Below are 17,271 nucleotides of genomic sequence, written 5' to 3'. Positions count from 1 at the left end.
AGAACCCCGTACCGTAAGGTGCGGGGTTTTTTGCTTTGTACGTGGAAAACATGCCGGATGGCGGCTTCCACTTATCCGGCCTACAATTGTCAAAACAATTTTAACAATGGTGCCGCTTTGACTCGTCCCTTTGATTATCAACAAGATTTTGCCAATATTAATTTTCGCGAACATCCCGAACGGTATCAGGTGGGCCGGGGTGAGCAGGGCGTATTGATGGTCGAGCCTTATAAAAGCGAAATCCTTCCACACTGGCGTTATAAAAATGCTGAAGTCGCAGCGCGTTCGGCAGAAGAGATCTACGCCCTCTTTGAAGAATACCGCAGGAAAAACGATTTTGTCGGCATGGATATGGCGCGTAAATTCATACAGATGGGATACACCCGTGCCCGGCGATACGCCAATCATAAAGGCGGTAAAAAGTATGATGAGAAGCGCCAGGTCAAACCCCTCGATCACGATCCAGTAAAAGCAGAAGCCGCTGCGGTGTTCAAAACGTGGTGGGATAAAATTCGTGCCGATGAAGATTATTTGCAGCGAAAAAAGGCTCACCAGCAAGCGTGGGGATAATTACTACGTCCGCTAATAATTCGATACCTGATCGAGTTCACAAAATGCAATGAAACATATTGGAAACATTTTATTTACCTAACGATTCGTTTTAAATCCGGTTTTACTGTTTGTGGGCAATGGCCCGCAATGTGAGACAGGGGATTTTAAAATGACAGAAACCGTAGCCAGTGCAGATACGGATAACACAAGTTTAGCAGGCAAGGATACTCGCCGTCGGGTTTGGGCAATCGTTGGAGCTTCATCGGGGAACCTTGTAGAGTGGTTTGATTTTTACGTCTATTCATTTTGTTCACTCTACTTTGCACATATCTTCTTCCCGTCAGGGAACACTACAACGCAGCTTCTGCAAACCGCAGGCGTTTTTGCCGCCGGGTTCCTGATGCGTCCCATTGGCGGATGGCTGTTCGGCAGGATCGCGGACAGGAAAGGGCGCAAGACATCCATGCTCATCTCCGTATGCATGATGTGCGTCGGCTCGCTGGTGATTGCCTGCCTGCCCGGATATGACACTATCGGAACATGGGCACCGGCGTTGTTGTTGCTGGCACGCCTGTTCCAGGGGCTGTCAGTGGGTGGCGAATACGGCACCAGCGCGACATACATGAGCGAAGTAGCTGTTGAAGGGCGCAAAGGTTTCTATGCATCATTCCAGTATGTAACCCTCATTGGCGGTCAGCTGCTGGCGTTACTGGTTGTGGTGATCCTTCAACAAATTCTTAGCGATGAAGATTTACGCGCCTGGGGCTGGCGCATCCCGTTTGCCCTGGGGGCCGCCCTGGCGGTTGTGGCGCTGTGGTTACGCCGTCAGCTTGATGAAACCTCCCAGCAGGAAGTCAGGGCGCTGAAAGAAGCCGGTTCGATGAAAGGGCTGTGGCGAAACCGCAAAGCATTTTTGATGGTATTAGGCTTTACCGCCGCAGGCTCGCTAAGCTTCTATACCTTCACCACCTATATGCAAAAATATCTGGTCAACACCACGGGCATGCATGCTAACGTTGCGAGTGTCGTCATGACGGTGGCGTTACTGGTCTTTATGCTCATCCAGCCGATTGTTGGCGCGCTGTCGGACAAAATAGGTCGCCGCACCTCCATGCTGATCTTTGGTGGCATGCTCACCCTGGGGACTGTTCCGCTTTTGACGGCGCTACAGCATACAACCTCTCCGTATGCCGCTTTCGCTTTGATTATGGTGGCACTTATTATTATTAGTTTTTACACGGCAATCAGTGGCATTTTGAAAGCGGAAATGTTTCCCGCACAGGTGAGGGCGCTGGGCGTAGGCCTCTCTTATGCGGTCGCTAACGCCCTGTTCGGCGGTTCGGCAGAGTATGTCGCGCTATCCCTTAAGTCATGGGGCAGTGAATCGACCTTTTTCTGGTATGTCACCATCATGGGGGCGCTGGCGTTTATTGTCTCCCTGATGCTGCATCGTAAAGGAAAAGGGATCCGCCTTTAATAATGCGCCATCTGCCAGACGGCGTAGCCGGTTGTTGCCCCGGCTACGTCCCAGGCAAAATCTTTCCAGCTCCAGCCGCTTCCCGAGGGGCGGCTATCCCAAAGTTCTTTTGATGCCCCCAGGCTGATGGAGAACATCAGTCCCATTGTGGCACTTCGATCCCGGCTATAACCCTGGTGCAGCGCATATTCATTACCCGCAGCGGACAACATTGCAGACGCCAGAAAGTGTTGAGCTTTATCCTGACCCGACCAGTTATCATTAGCCATATGGCTGCAACCGGTCAGGAAAAGAGGGATTATCAGGAAAGGCGTACGCATTAACAGACTCCATAAAAAAGCCCCGTCGATGACAGGGCTCGTGTATTACAGAATGCGGCTGATGAGGCGGTCGATACGGATCCGACGTAGACGGCGAATCAGCTTGCGAACTTTCACCGGATAATCAGCGATGCTTTGCAGATCGCGATAATGACGAACCACTGTAGTATGCGTGCGTATAAGCTCCAGCTCACGATCGCGTTTCGCGGCTAACGCATGCTGAGGATCGTGAATAAGGATGGCGTTTTCCAGATCCAGACGCCAGGCGCGTGGGTTGAGATTATTACCGGTCAGCAGCATCCACTCATCATCCACCCACATTCCTTTGAGGTGATAGCTGTTGTCTTCATCTTTCCAGAGACGCACAACCAGCTGGTCCGTGTTCACATAGTACTGTAAACGGCTCAGGAAGCGGCGCAGGTTAATCTCATAGAGATAAGGCAGTGCGCCGATGATCTTGAAAGGCTGATCTTCCGGAATGAAAAAGTCATTTGCCGTTTTATCCCCGACAATAATTTCCACCTTTTTACCATCACGCAGCAGCTGAATGATATTACGCACCAGAACGGCGGGAAGGTTGAAGTACGGGGTACAGATGGTGAGCTTATGCTCCGCGCACGGCATCAAATGGAAGATGGTCTTGTTCAGCAGGCTGGATTTTCCCAGGCCTACCAGAGGCGTAACGGACAGTTCTTCATTACTGGCATCCCCCTGAAAACGATAAACCGCATCGCGCAGTTCCTGGCGGAAGGAGCGAACGTCGTTTTTGATTTCCGGGCTTTTCGGACGATGAGGATCGTCAAGACGGTGCACACCCCGGCCATGAACCAGGTTTTTATCAACCCAGTTGAACATGATGTCGGCCATCTGCGGATTGCGGATCAGATGGTAGCGATCGTAACGGTATTTATCGAGCTGATGGAGATACACATCATTCAGGCTGGCACCGCTATAAAGGACGCTGTCATCAATGATAAATCCTTTAAAATGAAGAACGCCAAGCGCTTCACGGGTATTCACCGGTACGCCATACACCGGGATATCAATACCCGGATTTTCCTGGGCCGTGCGGCAATACCAGTCAGCATTGGTATTCGAGGCAGCCGCACCAATACGGCCGCGCTGAGCACGGTGCCAGTCAACCAGCACGCGAACATCCAGTTCCGGACGCTGACGTTTCGCTTCATAGAGCGCGTTCAGGATCGCACGCCCACCTTCATCTTGTTCAAGATAGAGCGCCACAATGCAAATACGTCGCGTAGCGCTGGCAATCTTTTCAAGAAGCGTCTCCCGGAAATGAGCGGGAGCATAAAAGAACTCTACATCATCAACTGACTGAGAAATCTTCGGTAGTTGAGCAAGGTGTTGTTGATGTTTATTACGCTTAAATTTTGACAACATCACAGTGCGTTTCTTCTCTGTTCATTGAAGGGTTGTCTGTACCAGGCAAACAACATAAGCGGACAATGATACCCCAGTGCCGCGAAAAGTGGGTAACATTTCCAGCAGCTTACTCTTGTTTATCCGTCGAAATCAGGCTGAGGGACAGAGAGACAATGCCTTCATCCAGCTGGATATCAACGTCAAAACCGAGCTTCCGCGCCAGGGTCACCATACCCCGATTGTTTGGCATAGTAATGCCATTCAGGCGTGACAATCCGTGATCGCGCGTATAACCAATGAGTTTTTCGAGCAGCCGTCTGCCCAACCCCAAACCCTTAAGATCGGAACGCACCAGTACGGCAAACTCCGCATCCACGTTATCCGGGTCGGAAATGGCACGCGTCACGCCGAGGATCTCCTCTCCCGCTCCGGAACGGCGGACCGCCACAATCGCCATTTCTCGATCGTAGTCGATCTGGGTCATATTGGCTAAATCATCGTGGGTAAATTCATTGATTTCGCTGAAATAGCGATAGTACAAATCTTCCTTCGTCACCTGCGAGATGAACGCCCGCAGCAGCGGCTCGTCTTCCGGCAGGATAGGGCGAAACAGCGCCCGTTCCCCATTTTTCATCTCCACCCACTCTTCCAGATGAAGAGGATAAGGACGAATGGCGAGACGGCTTTCCCGATCACCGATAAAGGGCGCAATATCCAGCGTCACGTCCAGCGCGGTAAATTCATTTCCGGAGGCAAGAAGGGGGTGGATATCCAGGCGCTGGATCTCCGCACAGTCAACAATGAGGTTGGAGACCTTCACCAGAAACTGGCTTAACCCAGCGATATCAAGCGGCCGCAGAGCGCTTCTCCCGCGGATTTTTTTGCTTTTGATGGCCTGAATAATCAAATAACGCGCCAGGTTCATGTTTAGAGGAGGAAGCGCGACAACCGCCTGTTCTTCTGGCCGCCACTCAACGCCGCCTTCACCCAGCATAATGAGCGGACCAAAAACCGGATCGTGTTCGACAACCACGCGTAGCTCCTGCGCACCTGCACGGTTGGCCATGCTCTGCACCAGCAGGCCGTGGATCCGGGCCTGTGGCCACGTCATTTTTACGCGATCGATAATGGCATCCGCGGCCTGTTGTACTTCTGTCGCGGTGCGCAGATACAGCATGACGCCCTGCACATCCGATTTGTGCGGAATATCGGGAGAGCGCAGCTTCAGCGCGACCGGATAACCAATCTGCTCAGCGATATGTACCGCCTCAGCGCTGTCGCCGGCAATCCAGGTGGGCAGGGTTTGCATCCCATAGCTGCCAAGAATGGGTTGTACCTCATGTGTATCAAGAGAAGTGGCGCCCTCTTCGATGGCCTGCTGCAAAAGCCTGTGCACATCCACTGAATTTGCGGTGAGATTGCCCGGCAGGGCAGGCGTTTCACGCAGCTGCTTCTGGTTGCGGCGGTATTCAACCATATGCATAAACGCGGTAATGGTGCCCTCCGGGGTACGGTAGGTTGGCAACCCGGCTTCACTAAACAGACGCCGTGCCTCCTGCGAGGAGAACTCGCCGCACCAGTTGGTCAGCAGTGTAACGTATTTGCCGCGGGGATGGTTTCGGACTGCCTCAATCAGCGCACGCGCACTTTCGCTGCCTGGCGCAACCGCGCTGGGCGAATGGATAATCATCAGTGCATCAAAGTCCTGGCTATCGAGCAAAATCGTGATCGCCTTAATGTAACGATCGCTGCTGGCATCATCGCGCAAATCGAGGGGATTATCGGGAACAACGCTTCCCGGTAACGCGTCCCGCAGGCGCTGAAGCGTCTCTTCACCCAGCGTGGACAGCTTGCCGTTGCGTAGCCAGAGCTCGTCCAGCGCCAGGGCGGCGGGAGCGGCACCGTTGCTGACAATCATCAGTTTTTCACCGCGCAGGGGGCGCATGTGGCTTAACGTTTCAACGGCGGAAAAAAGCTCGTGTGTATCCTGTACCCGCAGTAAACCGGCGCGCTGGATCGCTGCATCCCATGCGGGATCCATCCCGGAACGGGAATGTAGCAGGCTCTGAGCCGCGGGGCTGCGCCCGCTTTTGATGACCAGTATCGGTTTATTTCGCGATGCGCTACGCGACGCCGACACAAAACGACGGGCGTCACTCAGGTGTTCAAGATAGAGCAGGATAGCGCTGGTTTTGCTGTCACGCGCCAGGAAATCCAGCAGCTCATCGACGTCAATGTCCAGGCTGTCGCCCAAAGCGATGAAGTAGGAAAAACCCATCTCACGCTGCTGCGCCCAGTCGAGGATGGTATTGGATACCGCAGCCGACTGCGAAATAAAGGCCAGTTTGCCTTTGCGGATCGGAACCGGGGAAAAACTGGCATTCAGCCCTTGCCAGGGTGCAAGCAGACCGAGGCTGTTTGGACCAAGAATGCGCATCTGGTAGCGGCTGGCGCAGGCCAGCAGTTCGGGCTGCTGTTCAGGAGGCGAGGAAAGAATAATGCAGGTTTTACAGCCTTTCTGACCGAGCGACTCAAGCAGTTCGAGGTTTCGTTTCGCATGTGTACAGAGCACGGCGAGGTCGGGAACGAAAGGCAGGCTCTGCACATCCGGCCACGCCAGTACCCCCTGTACCGCTTTATAAGCGGGCGTAACGGGCATGACCGGGCCGTTAAACCCGCCAGCCAGCAGGTTACGCATCATCAGATACCCTGCGCGGTCCGGTTTCATCGAGGCGCCAATAACGGCAATGGATTTCGGACGGAGTAGCGCTTCTAACCCTCTCTGGCTCATGCAGGCCTCCCGTGAATGCAAGCGACCTGATGATTTTAAACGCTTTCTGTCTCTGTTGCTGTGACGCTACCCTTATGAACGGTTTTTCCCGCAAGATAACGTTCACGGAAGCAGGAGAAGTGGGAGCCCAGCGCGCCGGCCGCCTGGGTATCGCCCGCCAGATCCAGTAGCGCAATAGCGACTTCAGCGGTGCAATATTGACCGTCGGCATGCGCTTCACGCAAGCGATAGGCCGAAACGCGCGACAGATCGACGGAAATCACCGGCAGCGCATCAAGGTAAGGGCTTTTGCGAAACATCTTTCTCGCTTCGGTCCAGGTGCCGTCGAGCATAATAAACAGCGGCGGCTTACCGGATGGTGGCGCCGTAAGCACCTGACGTTGTTCGCCTGCATATGATGCCGGGAAAACGACCATGGGCTGATAGTCCGGGCTTGCCACCAGGTCGAGCAGAGCCTGAGGTGGCTCAGTGCGCGACCACTGAAACGCTGCGGTGTTGGGCAGAATATCGGCGATCAAACGCCCCGTGTTGCTGGGCTTCATCGGTTCGGTATCGAACATGACCAGACAAAAGCGGCTTTTCGCCTCGCTCGGTGCAAGCGTTTCGCACAGACACACTTTCAGCGGTAAAAGGCAGCGCTGGCAGCGGCGAATACGATTGCCTCGGGCCAGAAAAGGGCGGGTGGCGCGCGCAAGGCGCTCGGCGCGTAATTGAAGTACAGCGTTATCAGTCATGGGCGAAAAGGCAGGAAAAACCTCATTTTCGCAGAGGAGCGAACGGGGCACAAGGTATGCCCCGTGAATGTTACAGGGATTCGTTTAACCAGCTGTCGAAAGGCGCTTTCGGTACTGCACCATTGAGCATATCGATCACTTCACCATTTTTGAAAATCATAATGGTTGGAATGCTGCGAATGCGAAAACGGGCGCTGAGTTCACGTTCCGCTTCGGTATTCACTTTGACAAAACGCATTTTCCCGCTGCGCTCTTCAGCCACGTCTTCGAAGATGGGCGCAAAGTTACGGCAGGGGCCGCACCACGGTGCCCAGAAATCGACCACAACAGGCAGATCGTCCTTGAGGAGTTTGTCCAGCGTAGCACCCGTCGCGTTAATGACATCGCCATCAAATAATTCGTGGCCACAACGCCCGCATTTCGCACCGTCATCCATCCGGTCGTCCGGAATGCGGTTTACAGCCTGACAGTTGGCACATACGGTATTCATAACTAACCTCTGATAGAGCCGTGGAACAACGGCAGAACGCCGATAATGTTTCTGATATGTTACATATTATCAGTGAGCTTGTATGAAACGACAATGCGTTTTATTCAATGGGAACAATAGTCACAGGCTTTTGTACGAAATTATGGCTATGAGCTTGCACATCGGGTAATCTGCGCGCTTCGCGCAGCGCTGGTGGAGAAAAGCATGAACGACGAAATGAAAAACAAAAGCGGCAAGGTCAAAGTGATGTATGTCCGCAGTGATGATGACTCTGATAAACGCACCCAAAATCCGCGTACCGGAAAAGGTGGCGGGCGTCCGGCGTCTTCTCGTGCAGACGGTGGCCGCCGCCCCGCCCGCGATGACAGAAATAACCGCGGCGATGACCGCAAACGTGATGACCGTAAGCGTGACGATCGCAAACGCGATGATGTTGTCCGTGACGGTGGATCGCCATGGCGTACCGTTTCTCGCGCGCCCGGTGAAGAGGCGACCGAAAAAGCCGATCACGGCGGTATCAGCGGAAAAAGCTTTATCGATCCGGAAGTGCTGCGTCGTCAGCGTGCGGAAGAGACCCGTGTCTACGGTGAGAACGCCTGTCAGGCCCTGTTCCAGAGCCGCCCGGAGTGTATCGTTCGTGCATGGTTTATTCAGAGCGTGACCCCGCGCTTCAAAGAAGCGCTGCGCTGGATGGCGGCGAACCGTAAAGCCTATCACGTGGTTGACGATGCCGAGCTGACAAAAGCGTCCGGGACTGAACACCACGGCGGCGTCTGCTTCCTGATCAAAAAACGTAACGGCACTACCGTGCAGCAGTGGGTCAGCCAGGCGGATGCCGATGACTGCGTGCTGGCGCTGGAAGATGTGGGTAACCCGCATAACCTGGGCGCTATGATGCGTAGCTGCGCGCACTTTGGCGTGAAAGGCGTTCTGTTGCAGGATGCCGCGCTGCTGGAATCCGGTGCGGCGATTCGTACTGCGGAAGGCGGTGCAGAGCATGTTCAGCCGATCACCGGCGACAGCGTGCTGGAAGCCCTGGAGCAATTCCGTAAAGCAGGCTACACCATTGTCACCACCTCAAGCCGTGCCGCTACGCCGCTGTTTAAAGCGACGCTGCCGCGCAAAATGGTGCTGGTGTTAGGTCAGGAGCGTGATGGTCTGTCTGATGCGGCACTCTCAAGCGCTGACCTGAGCGTCTCTATCGACGGCACAGGCAACGTTGAAAGCCTGAACGTATCCGTTGCGACCGGCGTGCTGCTGGCGGAATGGTGGCGTCAGAACAAGGCATAAGCCTTTTATGTGCCGGGCCTGACCCGGCACATTCAAACCCTACTCGCTCTCTGCGGGTAACACAGGCATCCAGTCAATCGGCTTTTCGCCACGCTTTTCCAGCCACTCATTCGTCAGAACAAAATGATTACTGCCAAAGAAACCGCGATGCGCAGACAGCGGCGACGGGTGCGGTGCCTTCAGCACGTGATGACGCTGACGATCGATAATCGCCCCTTTCTTTTGGGCATGCGAACCCCAGAGTAAAAACACGACGCCTTCACGATGCTCATTGATCAGGCTGATAACCTTATCGGTAAAGGTTTCCCATCCCAGACTGGCGTGGGAGTGTGCCTGACCCGCCCGGACGGTTAATACGGTATTCAGCAACAGCACGCCCTGGCGCGCCCAGCTTTCCAGATAACCGTGATTAGGGCGGGTAAAACCCGGAATCGTTCCTTCCAGCTCTTTATACATATTTAGCAGAGAAGGGGGGATGGCCACGCCCGGACGCACGGAAAATGCCAGTCCGTGAGCCTGCCCGGGGCCGTGGTACGGATCCTGCCCCAGGATAACCACCTTTACTTCACTCAGTTCGGTGTAGCGGAAGGCGTTAAACACATCTTTCTGCGGCGGATAAATTGTCTGGCCGGCCTGCCGTTCAGCCGCAACGGTACTGAGGGTGTTAATAAAATAGGGCTGCTGCTTCTCTTCTGCCAGCACGTCATGCCAGGTTAAAGGTGTTGTCATCTCGCTCTCCTGCGAATCTCATTCTGTGTCTAGCTTACCTGTTAAACCCCAATGAGCAAAATTACCCGCGGAAAAGCAGGCTAAGTGTCTCAATTTACGTTGAAAACCAGGCAGGATAAGTTGAATTGGTAAACCTTTAAAATTGATCTAAAACAAAAAATACAGACCACACTCTTTGTGTGGTTGGTGGTTTTGTTGATTTAAATCAATAAATCACCCGTGTCTGAATGTTATATATACACACAACAAACAATGGTTTTACCAATTGGCCGCAAAAGGCCAGCATCAGTTAATGTAGCCTAAGGGAGGCAACACATGATTACAGGTATCCAGATTACTAAAGCTGCAAATGACGATCTGCTGAACTCTTTCTGGCTGCTGGACAGCGAGAAAAACGAAGCGCGCTGTGTAGTAGCGAAAGCAGGTTTTGCGGAAGACGAAATCGTTCCGGTGAGCAAACTGGGCGAAATTGAATACCGTGAAATTCCAATGCAAGTGCAACCAGAAGTACGCGTGGAAGGCGGTCAGCACCTGAACGTTAACGTCCTGCGTCGCGAAACGCTGATGGATGCCGTTGAGCATCCGGAAAAATACCCGCAGCTGACCATCCGTGTGTCTGGCTATGCGGTGCGTTTCAACTCTCTGACCCCGGAACAGCAGCGCGACGTTATCGCGCGTACCTTTACTGAAAGCCTGTAAGGTTTCAGCTTCGGGGGTGGAATAAAAAAGCCGGGAATATCCCGGCTTTTTTTTTACTCTTCCGTTTTTGTCTCTGGCGCAGCAGAACTTGGCTTACGGCGCTTACCAATATTTTTGGTATCGCGGTGGCGCTGTTTAACGCGCGGCTTCTCTTTTTCTTTCTCTTTTCTCTCAGCACGTTTCGCGAGCGCTTTCTTGGACGGTTTACCCGTCATTTTTTCACTCGGCGCACGTGTGGTCGGACGAAGCCCGTCAATCACGCGAGCTTTCAGCGGCTCCTCAACGTAGCGGCCAATTTTCTGTAGCAGCAAATGGTCGTGCGCTTCTACCAGAGAGATAGCAATACCTTTGCGGCCCGCACGGCCGGTACGACCAATACGGTGCAGGTAAGTATCACCGCTGCGCGGCATATCAAAGTTGATTACGTGGCTCACGTCCGGGATGTCGATCCCGCGCGCGGCAACATCGGTGGCAACCAGCACATTCACGCGGCCATCGGTCAGGCGCTTAATCCCTTCGGTTCGCTTAACCTGCGCCATTTCACCTTCGAGATAGCAGTTGTTAATGCCGGCGTTGCGCAGCATTTCTGCCAGCTCATGCACGCGCTCACGTTTGCGTACGAAGACGATGGTACGGGTTGCCTCTTCCTGCTTCAGCAGGTGTTTCAACAACTCAACCTTATGCTCAAGGTTATCTGCGCGGTAGTACCACTGGTGGATCTTCTTACGCTCACGGGTCGATGGCGTAGCGGACACTTCCACCGGATCTTCCAGCAGACGTTCGGCGAAATCTTTAATGGCATCCCCTTCAAGGGTTGCCGAGAACAGCATTGTCTGATTACGCCAGCGCGTTTCACCCGCGATGTGTTCGATATCCTGGGCAAAGCCCATGTCCAGCATGCGGTCAGCTTCATCGAGAATCAGCGTTTCCACCGCGCGGCAGTCGAAGTTCTCTTCTTTTATGTATTGCAGCAGACGGCCCGTCGTCGCGACAACGATATCCTGGTTTTCGCTGAACACTTCGGCGTGGTTCATATACGCTACGCCGCCGGTGATGGTCGCGATATCCAGATGGGTGTTCGCCGACAGCTCACGCGCGTGTTCGGCAACCTGCATCGCCAGTTCACGGGTCGGGGTCAGGATCAAAATGCGCGGCGGGCCTGATTTTTTACGCGGAAAGTCGAGCAAATGCTGCAACACAGGCAGCAAGTAGGCTGCTGTCTTCCCCGTGCCGGTTGGCGCAGAACCGAGCACATCGCGGCCCTCAAGCGCAGGCGGAATGGCCGCGGCCTGAATGGCAGTCGGGCGTGTAAAGCCTTTGCTCTCAAGGGCATTGAGCAGGCTTTCATCGAGTTCAAGTTCGGAAAAAGTCGTTACAGTCATGTTCTACCTCTGTGTGGGGCGCTGATTATAGACGTTACGGCTGTAATCTTCATCTGTTTGTATGGATATCGCTTTTCGACCACTTCGCTTTCCCCTATGCTACTCCAGTTTCACTCAGAAGGTTGTCCTGACATGTCTCAACTCAAAGCGCAGTTGCGCCGCGATGGTTTTACGTTTAAACAGTTTTTTGTGGCGCACGATCGTTGTGCGATGAAAGTCGGCACAGACGGTATTTTACTGGGTGCATGGGCGCCTGTCGCAGGTGTAAAACGCATTCTGGATATTGGTACGGGCAGCGGACTTCAGGCGCTGATGCTGGCGCAGCGAACGGAAGAACACGTCACGATCGACGCCGTTGAGCTTGATCCTCAGGCGTCCCGGCAGGCAAGTGAAAACGCTGCCGACTCTCCGTGGGCAGATCGCATCAGGGTAGAATGCGCCGATGTCCTGACCTGGGCGCCGGAGCAAACCGCGCGTTACGATTTGATTGTCAGCAATCCGCCGTATTTCACGCCAGGCGTGGAATGTGGAACGCCAGAACGCGAGCAGGCACGTTACACCGGCTCGCTCGATCACAAGGCGCTACTGACCAGTGCGGCGGAGCTTATCTCGGAAGAGGGATTTTTCTGCGTGGTCTTGCCTGAAAGCACGGGTAATACCTTCATTGAGATCGCACGGGGGATCGGCTGGAATCTGCGTCTTCGTACCGATATTTCGGATACGGAAGGACGCTTACCGCACCGCGTGTTGCTGGCGCTCTCGCCGAAAGAGGGGGAATGCTTTATCGACAGGATGGTCATTCGTGGGCCAGACCAGCGTTATTCCGAAGATTACACTGCCCTGACCCAGGCCTTTTATCTGTTTATGTGAACCTGCGGCGTCAACACCGACGGGCCGGACATTTCAAGCGGTTCGGGATAGTCCAGCGTATAATGCAGGCCACGGCTCTCTTTGCGCATCACCGCACAGCGCACAATCAGCTCGGCAACCTGCACAAGGTTGCGCAGCTCCAGCAGATTATTAGAAACGCGGAAGTTGGCGTAATATTCATCAATTTCCTGCTGCAACATCATGATGCGGCGTAACGCGCGTTCCAGACGCTTCGTTGTGCGTACAATCCCGACATAATCCCACATGAAAAGCCGCAGCTCGTGCCAGTTATGCTGGATAACCACCAGTTCGTCCGGGTTTTCTACCCGACTTTCATCCCATGCCGGCAAGTGTGTTGTCGGACGTGCATAGGGCATGCGTTTGGTAATATCTTCCGCAGCCGACCACCCATACACCAGACACTCCAGCAGCGAGTTTGAGGCCATGCGATTCGCACCATGCAGGCCGGTGTAGCTGACCTCGCCGATCGCATACAAACCATCCACGTCGGTACGACCATGATCGTCAACCATCACCCCGCCACAGGTATAGTGTGCGGCAGGTACAATCGGCACCGGATCGCGGGTTAAATCAATACCCAGACTCAGCAGCTTTTCATAAATCATCGGGAAGTGCTGGCGAATAAAGTCTTCCGGTTTATGGCTAATGTCCAGATACATACAGTCGACGCCAAGCCGCTTCATCTCGTGGTCAATGGCGCGGGCCACGATATCCCGCGGGGCAAGTTCACCTCGGGGGTCGAAGTCCGGCATAAACCGGGAACCGTCCGGACGCTTCAGATACGCGCCTTCGCCGCGCAACGCTTCAGTTAACAGGAAGTTACGTGCCTGCGGGTGGAACAGGGCGGTAGGATGGAACTGATTAAACTCCATATTCGCCACGCGGCAGCCTGCGCGCCAGGCCATGGCGATACCGTCTCCGGAGGCGATATCCGGGTTTGTCGTGTACTGGTAAACCTTGGAGGCGCCGCCGGTCGCCAGCACAACGGCTTTTGCCTGGCAGGTTTCCACCTTCTCTTTATTCCGATTCCACACCCATGCGCCGACAACACGGCGCGTGCCGGGCAGGCCAATCTTATCGGAAATAATCAGGTCGACGGCGTTGCTGCGCTCCAGCACCCGAATATTAGGATGGCTGAGGGCTTTGCTGACCAGCGTGGTTTCAACCGCTTTTCCGGTTGCATCAGCAGCGTGCAGAATACGGCAGTGGCTGTGCCCGCCTTCACGGGTCAGGTGATAGCTCTCTTCACCATTAGGCTGAACATGCGTATCAAACAGCACGCCCTGATCGATAAGCCATTGCACGCAGTGGCGGGCATTGCTGGCGACAAACTCTGCCGCATGCTCATCCACGATCCCGGCGCCGGCAATCAGGGTGTCTTCTACGTGCGAGGCTATACTATCCGTTTCATCAAACACGGCGGCAATACCGCCTTGTGCATAGAAGGTGGAACCTTCGCTCATCGGCCCTTTACTCAGCACGATTACGTTCTGATGTTCCGCCAGGCGCAGTGCGAGGGATAGGCCGGCAGCACCGCTGCCGATGATCAGTACATCACAATGAAGTTCAGGCGTCGTGTTCATGATGTTTGTTTAATTTACTAAACATGGTGTGGGGAGAATAGCATTGTGATGCGAGATATCGCACGTTTTTTTTGTTGTGTGTTGCAATGACTAAACGGAAGGCCAGAAGTTAAATCTGCGCTAAATGGCCGGAAATATTTTGCGAAGCAGATCGTTAGCTTCAGATTTTGTGGTGAAATAAAGCCTGTGTTGCGTTACTCTTCTGACGATAAAGTTGATGATTCTTGTCAGAAAGCGGGTGCGTATCGTGAACAGACTTATAATGAGAGAAAATGAACGGTCTGCGGCGCGATGAACAAAAACAAAGGCGTTACGGAACTTATTGAAGAACAGACACTCTAATTCGGTGCTTGCTCAAAGTGCAATGTTGTTAGAGTGGCGTTTCGATAACGCGTGGAATTTGGTTTGGGGAGACATTACCTCGGATGAGCGAGCAGTTAACGGACCAGGTCCTGGTTGAACGGGTCCAGAAGGGAGATCAGAAAGCTTTTAACCTACTGGTGGTGCGCTACCAGCATAAGGTAGCGAGTCTGGTTTCCCGCTATGTACCGTCAGGCGATGTTCCTGATGTGGTGCAAGAGTCTTTTATTAAGGCCTATCGCGCGCTGGATTCATTCCGGGGGGATAGTGCTTTTTATACCTGGCTGTATCGTATTGCAGTCAATACGGCTAAGAATTATTTGGTTGCTCAGGGCCGTCGTCCGCCTTCAAGTGACGTTGACGCTATCGACGCAGAAAACTTCGAAAGTGGCGGCGCGCTGAAAGAAATTTCGAACCCTGAGAACTTAATGTTGTCAGAAGAACTGAGACAAATCGTTTTTCGCACGATCGAGTCGCTCCCGGAAGATTTACGCATGGCAATTACGTTACGGGAGCTGGATGGCCTAAGCTATGAAGAGATAGCCGCCATCATGGATTGTCCGGTCGGCACGGTTCGTTCACGAATTTTCCGTGCGCGAGAAGCCATTGATAATAAAGTTCAACCGCTTATCAGGCGTTGACGATAGCGGGATACTGGAAAAGGTATTAGGCATGCAGAAAGAAAAACTTTCCGCTTTAATGGATGGTGAAACGCTGGATAATGAGCTGCTCGATGAGTTGTCTCATTCTCCCGAAATGCAACAGACCTGGGAGAGCTATCATCTTATCCGCGACTCTCTGCGCGGTGATACCAGCGAGGTTCTCCATTTCGATATCTCAGCACGCGTTATGGCGGCCATTGAGAACGAACCTGTTCATCAGACCACGCCGCTGATTCCTGAAGCGCAGCCTGCACCTCACCAATGGCAGAAAATGCCGTTCTGGCACAAGGTGCGTCCATGGGCCAGCCAGCTCACCCAAATGGGGGTCGCTGCGTGCGTATCGCTTGCAGTTATCGTTGGGGTCCAGCACTATAATACTCAGTCTGAAGCCAATCAGCAGCCTGAAGCGCCAGTGTTCAATACGCTGCCGATGATGGGTAAAGCCAGCCCGGTTAGCCTGGGCGTACCGGCAGATGCTTCCGCAAGCGGCGGACAGCAACAGCAGGTACAGGAGCAGCGCCGTCGCATTAATGCGATGTTGCAGGATTACGAGTTGCAGCGTCGTCTGCACTCCGAGCAGCTTCAGTTTGAGCAGGCCCAAACCCAGCAGGCTGCTGTGCAGGTGCCAGGAAACCAAACTTTAGGAACGCAATCGCAGTAATGAAGCAACTTTGGTTCGCCATGTCTTTGATGGCGGGTAGCCTGTTCTTCTCTGCTAACGCCTCGGCTGATGTTTCATCCGGGGCGTTGTTGCAGCAAATGAATCTGGCCAGCCAGTCACTCAATTACGAGTTGGCATTTATCAGCATCAATAAGCAGGGTGTCGAATCGTTACGCTATCGCCACGCCCGCCTTGATAACCAGCCGCTCGCCCAGCTTTTACAGATGGATGGCCCGCGTCGGGAAGTGGTCCAGCGTGGGAATGAAATCAGCTATTTCGAGCCTGGCCTTGAGCCGTTTACGCTCAATGGTGACTACATCGTTGACTCCCTGCCGTCGCTCATTTACACCGATTTTAAACGTCTCGCCCCCTACTATGATTTTATCTCGGTGGGGCGAACGCGTATTGCCGACAGGCTGTGCGAAGTGATCCGCGTTGTCGCGCGGGATGGGACACGTTACAGCTATATCGTCTGGATTGACGCAGAGACGAAGCTGCCGATGCGCGTTGATCTGCTCGATCGCGACGGTGAGACGCTGGAGCAGTTCCGCGTGATCTCCTTCGATGTGAACAGTCAGGTTGGCAACAGCATGCAGAATCTGGCCAAAGCCAGCCTGCCGCCTTTGCTTTCCGTGCCTGCCGGCGATTCTGTCAATTTTAACTGGGTACCATCCTGGATCCCGCAAGGGTTCAGCGAAGTTTCCAGCAGCCGTCGCCAGCTCCCAACCATCGAAACACCGGTTGAGTCGCGACTCTATTCCGATGGGCTGTTTAGCTTCTCGGTGAATATCAATCGCGCTACGGCGAACAGTTCCGAACAGATGCTCCGTACCGGTCGCCGGACGGTCAGCACGACGGTGCGCGATAATGCGGAAATTACCATTGTCGGTGAATTACCGCCGCCAACGGCAAAACGTATTTCAGACAGCATTAAATTCAGGGCTGCGCAATGATTAAAGAGTGGGCCACGGTCGTATCCTGGCAGGATGGCGTAGCGCTTGTCAGCTGTGACGTTAAAGCATCATGCAGCAGCTGCGCTTCGCGAGCCGGTTGCGGCAGCCGCGTGTTGAATAAGCTGGGGCCGCAAACGTCGCACACTATTGCTGTGCCGAGCGATCAGCCGCTGGTGGCAGGGCAAAAAGTGGAGCTGGGCATCGCTGAAGGTAGCCTGCTCACTTCCGCCATGCTGGTTTACCTTTCTCCGCTGGCAGGTCTGTTCGTGATGGGCGGGGTTTTCCAGATGCTGTTCGGCACAGATTTGGCCGCC

General features: G+C 53.9%; 17 protein-coding genes. 9 read left to right on the top strand and 8 right to left on the bottom strand.

All coding sequences use genetic code 11. The features are described from left to right. Nucleotides 1-117: 117 nt before the first annotated feature. Together IMQ56_RS16835 and IMQ56_RS16830 are read left to right on the top strand one after the other, a co-directional pair. On the top strand, nucleotides 118-570 hold the full coding sequence (locus IMQ56_RS16835) for a DUF4385 domain-containing protein (protein WP_032619240.1): 453 nt from the start codon (nucleotides 118-120) through the stop codon (nucleotides 568-570). 151 nt (nucleotides 571-721) lie between these two features. Further along, nucleotides 722-2,029: an MFS family transporter gene (locus tag IMQ56_RS16830; protein ID WP_017383558.1), complete on the top strand. Its 1,308-nt coding sequence runs from the start codon at nucleotides 722-724 to the stop codon at nucleotides 2,027-2,029. On the opposite strand, the gene IMQ56_RS16825 is transcribed toward IMQ56_RS16830, so the two are convergent. The 5 genes from IMQ56_RS16825 to trxC form a co-directional block, all read right to left on the bottom strand. Beyond that, nucleotides 2,026-2,349: a YfiM family lipoprotein gene (locus IMQ56_RS16825; protein ID WP_003860739.1), complete on the bottom strand. Its 324-nt coding sequence runs from the start codon at nucleotides 2,347-2,349 to the stop codon at nucleotides 2,026-2,028. The genes IMQ56_RS16830 and IMQ56_RS16825 overlap by 4 nt on opposite strands. Nucleotides 2,350-2,394: 45 nt before the next feature. Then, nucleotides 2,395-3,750 (bottom strand): CDP-diacylglycerol--serine O-phosphatidyltransferase, encoded by a 1,356-nt coding sequence (pssA, locus tag IMQ56_RS16820; RefSeq protein WP_026094276.1) that lies wholly within the window; start codon nucleotides 3,748-3,750, stop codon nucleotides 2,395-2,397. A gap of 109 nt (nucleotides 3,751-3,859) precedes the next feature. Next, entirely contained in the window at nucleotides 3,860-6,523 is a 2,664-nt protein-coding gene (gene pat / locus IMQ56_RS16815; RefSeq protein ID WP_196064060.1) for a protein lysine acetyltransferase, read from the bottom strand. A gap of 35 nt (nucleotides 6,524-6,558) precedes the next feature. Next, on the bottom strand, nucleotides 6,559-7,257 hold the full coding sequence (tapT, locus tag IMQ56_RS16810; protein ID WP_015572132.1) for a tRNA-uridine aminocarboxypropyltransferase: 699 nt from the start codon (nucleotides 7,255-7,257) through the stop codon (nucleotides 6,559-6,561). 70 nt (nucleotides 7,258-7,327) lie between these two features. Further along, on the bottom strand, nucleotides 7,328-7,747 hold the full coding sequence (trxC, locus tag IMQ56_RS16805; RefSeq protein ID WP_032649129.1) for a thioredoxin TrxC: 420 nt from the start codon (nucleotides 7,745-7,747) through the stop codon (nucleotides 7,328-7,330). A 204-nt stretch (nucleotides 7,748-7,951) separates the two neighbouring features. Here trxC and IMQ56_RS16800 point away from each other — a divergent pair, with 204 nt between their 5' ends. Beyond that, nucleotides 7,952-9,037 carry a tRNA/rRNA methyltransferase gene (locus IMQ56_RS16800; RefSeq protein ID WP_017383555.1) on the top strand — a complete coding sequence of 362 codons (1,086 nt, stop codon included), beginning with the start codon at nucleotides 7,952-7,954 and terminating at the stop codon, nucleotides 9,035-9,037. A gap of 39 nt (nucleotides 9,038-9,076) precedes the next feature. On the opposite strand, the gene ung is transcribed toward IMQ56_RS16800, so the two are convergent. Further along, nucleotides 9,077-9,766, bottom strand: a complete 690-nt coding sequence (ung, locus tag IMQ56_RS16795; protein ID WP_196064059.1) for a uracil-DNA glycosylase — start codon at nucleotides 9,764-9,766, stop codon at nucleotides 9,077-9,079. Between the two features lie 315 nt (nucleotides 9,767-10,081). Between ung and grcA the strand changes: the two genes are divergently transcribed. After that, nucleotides 10,082-10,465, top strand: coding sequence for an autonomous glycyl radical cofactor GrcA (gene grcA, locus IMQ56_RS16790; protein ID WP_003860727.1), 384 nt, complete (start codon nucleotides 10,082-10,084; stop codon nucleotides 10,463-10,465). Between the two features lie 53 nt (nucleotides 10,466-10,518). Here grcA and srmB read toward each other — a convergent pair whose 3' ends face one another. After that, entirely contained in the window at nucleotides 10,519-11,847 is a 1,329-nt protein-coding gene (gene srmB / locus IMQ56_RS16785) for an ATP-dependent RNA helicase SrmB (RefSeq protein ID WP_196064058.1), read from the bottom strand. Nucleotides 11,848-11,979: 132 nt separating this feature from the next. Between srmB and IMQ56_RS16780 the strand changes: the two genes are divergently transcribed. Further along, on the top strand, nucleotides 11,980-12,717 hold the full coding sequence (locus tag IMQ56_RS16780) for a tRNA1(Val) (adenine(37)-N6)-methyltransferase (RefSeq protein WP_032649123.1): 738 nt from the start codon (nucleotides 11,980-11,982) through the stop codon (nucleotides 12,715-12,717). Here the strand turns inward: IMQ56_RS16780 and nadB are convergent. Continuing rightward, a complete protein-coding gene (gene nadB, locus IMQ56_RS16775; RefSeq protein WP_196064057.1) occupies nucleotides 12,702-14,321 on the bottom strand; it encodes an L-aspartate oxidase in 1,620 nt (539 codons plus the stop codon). The two genes, IMQ56_RS16780 and nadB, sit on opposite strands and share 16 nt — an antisense overlap. A 425-nt stretch (nucleotides 14,322-14,746) precedes the next feature. On the opposite strand from nadB, the gene rpoE reads away from it, so the two are divergent. The 4 genes from rpoE to rseC form a co-directional block, all read left to right on the top strand. Then, on the top strand, nucleotides 14,747-15,322 hold the full coding sequence (gene rpoE, locus IMQ56_RS16770; RefSeq protein WP_006176728.1) for an RNA polymerase sigma factor RpoE: 576 nt from the start codon (nucleotides 14,747-14,749) through the stop codon (nucleotides 15,320-15,322). A gap of 31 nt (nucleotides 15,323-15,353) precedes the next feature. Further along, nucleotides 15,354-16,004, top strand: coding sequence for an anti-sigma-E factor RseA (rseA, locus tag IMQ56_RS16765; protein WP_015572138.1), 651 nt, complete (start codon nucleotides 15,354-15,356; stop codon nucleotides 16,002-16,004). Then, nucleotides 16,004-16,957, top strand: a complete 954-nt coding sequence (gene rseB / locus IMQ56_RS16760) for a sigma-E factor regulatory protein RseB (protein WP_003860717.1) — start codon at nucleotides 16,004-16,006, stop codon at nucleotides 16,955-16,957. The genes rseA and rseB overlap by 1 nt, the downstream gene beginning before the upstream one ends. Continuing rightward, a partial coding sequence (gene rseC, locus IMQ56_RS16755; RefSeq protein ID WP_064499046.1) for a SoxR-reducing system protein RseC occupies nucleotides 16,954-17,271 on the top strand: 318 nt, incomplete at its 3' end. The genes rseB and rseC, both read left to right, overlap by 4 nt.

Source organism: Enterobacter sp. Res13-Sevr-PEC09-46 (genome assembly GCF_015672585.1).
GTDB classification, from domain to species: Bacteria; Pseudomonadota; Gammaproteobacteria; order Enterobacterales; family Enterobacteriaceae; genus Enterobacter; species Enterobacter hormaechei_C.
Note: the sequence above shows the minus strand (reverse complement) of the source record. Positions and strands in the feature narration are given on the sequence as shown.